The 4,587-nt window shown below is 42.5% G+C and carries 4 protein-coding genes and 1 pseudogene; 3 read left to right on the forward strand and 2 right to left on the reverse strand.

Annotation, left to right across the window (positions count from 1 at the left end):
- The first annotated feature begins 661 nt into the window (after positions 1-661).
- Entirely contained in the window at positions 662-844 is a 183-nt protein-coding gene (locus tag L4B77_RS19460) for a hemagglutinin (RefSeq protein WP_429752479.1), read from the forward strand.
- Between the two features lie 79 nt (positions 845-923).
- Complete coding sequence (locus L4B77_RS19465; protein WP_429752481.1) at positions 924-1,598, forward strand: DNA-methyltransferase; 675 nt, start codon at positions 924-926, stop codon at positions 1,596-1,598.
- A 378-nt stretch (positions 1,599-1,976) separates the two neighbouring features.
- On the opposite strand, the pseudogene L4B77_RS19470 reads toward L4B77_RS19465, so the two are convergent.
- Positions 1,977-3,007: pseudogene (locus tag L4B77_RS19470) on the reverse strand (IS110 family RNA-guided transposase).
- 109 nt (positions 3,008-3,116) lie between these two features.
- Here L4B77_RS19470 and L4B77_RS19475 point away from each other — a divergent pair.
- Complete coding sequence (locus L4B77_RS19475) at positions 3,117-3,575, forward strand: hypothetical protein (RefSeq protein ID WP_332201852.1); 459 nt, start codon at positions 3,117-3,119, stop codon at positions 3,573-3,575.
- Between the two features lie 825 nt (positions 3,576-4,400).
- On the opposite strand, the gene L4B77_RS19480 is transcribed toward L4B77_RS19475, so the two are convergent.
- Positions 4,401-4,587: IS3 family transposase (locus L4B77_RS19480; RefSeq protein ID WP_429752483.1), on the reverse strand; the 187-nt coding region annotated here is incomplete at its 5' end.

Genomic DNA, 4,587 nt, shown 5'->3' on the forward strand with positions numbered 1-4,587 from the left:
TAGAAATTTACCGTCTAATAGCTGTTAGTTTGCAAAGGGTAGAAAAGCGTTTTGGTCTAAAAGCTGGTTTCTTCGTTCTAGCTATACACCTGTTCGTTTTCTAATCTCACGAACTTTCCGGTGGCACTGTGTGTGCAGTGTTTGTGGTGGGTTAGTCGTTTACGGGTTCTAACTTTTTCGCTACGTTCTGTGGTGCGGTTTCTTTTTCGTTGCGGCTAAGTTGTTCTTAACTGGCTTTGGCGCACTTGGCTGTTAAGCTCATCGAACGAATCCTTTGCCAGCTTAGTCCTTCAAACCGTAGTTGTCTGGCGCATGTCGCTTCTTAGCCAAGCTCGTTTTGTTGGTTGGTTTTGAGTTCTGTCGTTTTCAGTTTTACATCTGCGTTCAAAGCCAGTAGTTTGGTCGTCAATTCAGCACCTTGGCGCTAAACCTTGGGTTTATCGTGGTAGCAAACTAACAAAACGCTTAAGACGGACTAACAAACGCTCGGCATTTTTGGTTCGGTTTAGTTTTGTGATTAAGGTGCTCAAATTGGGTTAGGTGGTAGGTTTGTTAGCCACTTAGCTTAGCGTTAGGCACAAAAATAAATTATGCCACCAGTTGATATTAAAATAATTGCCTATATGTATGGTGTGGTTATGAAACTAAAGGAGTAAATCATATGCCAGACTTAACTCAAGCTCGTTGTCCATGCCGTGGGTGTCATACTGTCGCTACGAATGCTGAACAAGTTGAACAATTGTTTGGTTTAAGAAATATGGGTGATGGTACTGTTCGCGTTCAGTCTTACTGTCGCGAATGCCGCAGTCTTCATTGTGAAGCAAGCGACCCTAAATGTAATTAGTGTAAAAAAGCAGATACGGCTTCGTCGTATCTGCTTTATTATGCTAAGTTACTCGGTTTGAGTATCTCAGGGCAATTTAATGTCACAAACTTATCAAATGGATGCAGTAGATTGGCTTAAAACACTAGATGACTCTAGTGTTGACCTTTTTATTACAGATCCACCTTATGAGTCTCTAGAAAAACACAGAAAAATCGGTACTACGACTCGTCTGAAAGAAAGTAAATCATCAAGCAACCAGTGGTTTAGTATTTTTCCGAATACTAGATTTGAAGAGTTATTTACGGAAATCTATAGAGTGTTGAAAAAGGGTTCTCATTTCTATTTGTTCTGTGATCAAGAAACAATGTTTGTTGTCAAACCAATAGCTGAACAAGTAGGGTTTAAATTTTGGAAGCCAATTGTTTGGGATAAATGTGCTATTGGTATGGGGTATCACTATCGAGCACGCTATGAATTTATTCTATTCTTTGAAAAAGGCAAAAGAAAGCTGAACGATCTGAGTATTCCTGATGTATTGGAGTATAAACGGGTTTGGCGCGGGTACCCTACAGAGAAGCCGGTGGACCTTCTCGAAGTTCTTATTAAGCAAAGCTCTTCTGAACACGATGTTGTTGCAGATTCATTTTTCGGTTCAGGTTCCACATTAATAGCAGCGAACAACCTGTCTAGAAAATACTTAGGCTGCGATGTATCTGATTCTGCTCATGAACACTTCAATAATAGGTTAAAAGCCAACGCAGTTTGTGCCTAACAATCTGTTTAAGAGTGATTCGCAACGCGTGGCATTTTTGCTATGCGTTGCGTTTTGTGTTTAAGGTGGTATGCAGGAGCTTTAGTATTGCGTTGCTCACACCTTAACAGGGCTACATGGATTCCCCCGGTTGTCAAACATCCGCTAAACTTATGTTGATGGGTTTTGGACTGCCGCTCTACATTCGGCCTACTTATCGACGATTCGCATACGTCGTGGCCCTGATGACTTGCGCGACTGCGGTGCCTTATTCGTTAGATGACATCTAGTGTGTCCGCCGCATTAACAGGCTCTCCGCAAGTGGTCTTAACCTATCGCCATCATTAGCGTCTGCAATGACCCGGTGGGTTTAACTCTTTATGCTGCTTAGGTTTCTACTTAAGCAGCATAGTTTTCATATTCGGTTTGATTGTGTAAAAGCGACCATATAATTCGTGCGTTCTTCGCGGCAAGTGCCACTATCGCTCGGTTCATTCCTCTTCGTTCTAGAACGCCTCGACACCACTGACTTAGCTTAGCTTATCTTGCTTGTCGCCAAGGTTAGCAATGACTGTCCTTGCCCCGTGAACTAATAGTGTTCGCAAGTATTTGTCGCCGTGTTTGGTTATCCGACCTAAGCGAGGCTTTCCTCCCGTCGAATATTGCTTTGGTACTAGTCCTAGCCAAGCAGAGAAATCACGGCTTTTATCAAATTGAGAACCATTGCCTATCGAAGCAAGTATCGCAGTAGCGGTTTGCGGTCCAATGCCACGAACCTTCATCACTCGTTGAACATTAGCGCTGACCTTAGCAAAAGACTCGAAGACTTGTTCAGTATCGGCGATACGTTGATTCAACTCTCCAAGGTGGTGATAAGCATCGGCAATCACCGTTCTTGCGAGATGTGGCAGTTCATTTTCTGCATCTTCAAGCATTAAGGGAACGTGTTTCATTAATGAAGAGCGGCCAACAGGAATGATTAACCCGAACTCAGAGAGTAGGGCGCGCATGCGATTCATAAGCGCGGTGCGTTCACGAACCCAATGCTCTCTCATTCTATGTACCGATAAGATGGCTTGTTGCTCGGGGGATTTTACGGGTACAAAGCGAGTTGATGGACGCTGAACAGCTTCGCATATGGCAACAGCATCATTAAGGTCGTTCTTTCCTTTAGTTCGATAAGGAATTACGTATTTAACGGCCATAATGCGGGCGTCGTGCCCAAGTTTATTGAGTGTTCTTGCCCAATAATGTGCACCACCACACGCTTCAACGCCTATACGCATGAGTGGCATATTTGCTATTGTAGTCAGTAGTTTAGAGCGAGTTACCGACTTATGAAGTATGACCTTACCATTTTTGTCTACGGCATGAAGACTGAAGTGGTTTTTAGCTAGGTCGATACCGCAGAAATAAGAAAAATCAGACATGGTGCCTCCGGTGCAATTAAGTACCACATAAGTGTGGCAGATCCTCGGAAGGGGGGAATCCATGTCATTCGTTATGTTTCAGGTTCAAATTTCTTAAAATGAGGTAGGTATGGCGTATTGGCGTATGCAGTTACACCCAGATGATTCTGGGAATTCAGCTTTTCATTCTGCACAAAGCTTATCCGCAGGATTTATTGGTTTAGATTTTGCTGAGCGCGTAGGCGATTTAGAGTTTGAAGAATTGGATAAGATTCCTCAACACCAAAAAGATTATGTCGCTTTTGCAAACCAAATGAAGGTCGGTGATAAAGTTCTGATTATCTCTCATCACTTTCCATTTGCCGTTTGCACTGTATCTGGTGACTATAACTATATAAAAACTCCAGTTCCAGAGTTGGGTGTATGGTTCCGACATTTTCGAAGAGTAGACAATGTGACGTATTTTGCTGATTTTAAAACCAATGCAAAAGCTTGGCAGCAAATCAAGATGACAGACACAATTTCCCCACTTGTTAACGAAGGGACTTTATCACTGAATCTAATTCGTGAGATGTATCCTGAAACATAACAAGCAATTTAAGAGGGATTCACAACGCAAGGCATTTTTGCTTCTACTTCAAATTTAGTGTTTATGGCACAATGCTTTAGGTTTGGGTGGCGGCGTTGTTCACCCCTTAATTGGGCGTTAGTTTGCAAAGGGCAGAAAAGCGTTTTGGTCTAAAAGCTTGGTTCTGCGTTCTAGCTATACACCTGTTATTTCCCAAAGATTTTTCAGCGAAATAGGTATCTCGCGTAGCCCGTTTTTCGGTTAATTGGCTTCCGTGTTACTCATTTCTTTCGTGTTAGTAAGATTCATTTCTTAATGTTCTTGCGCGCTGCTTCTTTGGTTTTGAAAGTTGAGTGTGAGCATTGAAAATTGCATTTGCGGTTGTCGGCATCTATGAAAGTCTTCTTAGCCAAGCTCGTTTTGTTGGTTGGTTTTGAGTTCTGTCGTTTTCAATTTTACATCTGCGTTCAAAGCCAGTAGTTTGGTTGTCAATTCAGCACCTTGGCGCTAAACCTTGGGTTTATCGCGGTAGCAAACTAACAAAACGCTTAAGACGGACTAACAAACGCTCGGCATTTTCAGTTCGGTTTAGTTTTGTGATTAAGGTGCTCAAATTGAGGTGGGTGGCAGGTTTGTTAGCCACTTAGCTTAGCGTTAGTTTGCAAAGGGCAGAAAAGCGTTTTGGTCTAAAAACTCGGTTCTTCGTTCTAGCTATACACCTGTTATTTCCCAAAGACTTTTCATCGAAATAGGCATCTCGCGTAGCCCGTTTTTCGCTTAATTAGCTTCCGTGTTAGTAAGGTTCATTTCTTAATGTGATCTGCTCCAGTTAGACTGGACACCGCATTAAGCTACATATTGTTTTTCAAAGTTAACTGGGCTTAGATACCCAAGAGCACTGTGCCTTCTTGTTCGATTATAATCAACTTCAATGTATTCAAAAAGCGCTTGGCGCATCTCTTCTCGGGTCATTATCGGCTCGTATTGGACGGCTTCTACTTTCATTGAGTGGAAAAAGCTTTCAACACAGGCG

This window comes from Vibrio minamisatsumaniensis, from assembly GCF_050337445.1.
Lineage (GTDB): Bacteria > Pseudomonadota > Gammaproteobacteria > Enterobacterales > Vibrionaceae > Vibrio > Vibrio artabrorum.

Bases quoted from the DNA above. Each gene is read 5' to 3' on its own strand.
- L4B77_RS19465 (WP_429752481.1), top strand. From the start codon at position 924: ATGTCACAAACTTATCAAATGGATGCAGTAGATTGGCTTAAAACACTA.
- L4B77_RS19460 (WP_429752479.1), top strand. From the start codon at position 662: ATGCCAGACTTAACTCAAGCTCGTTGTCCATGCCGTGGGTGTCATACT.
- L4B77_RS19475 (WP_332201852.1), top strand. From the start codon at position 3,117: ATGGCGTATTGGCGTATGCAGTTACACCCAGATGATTCTGGGAATTCA.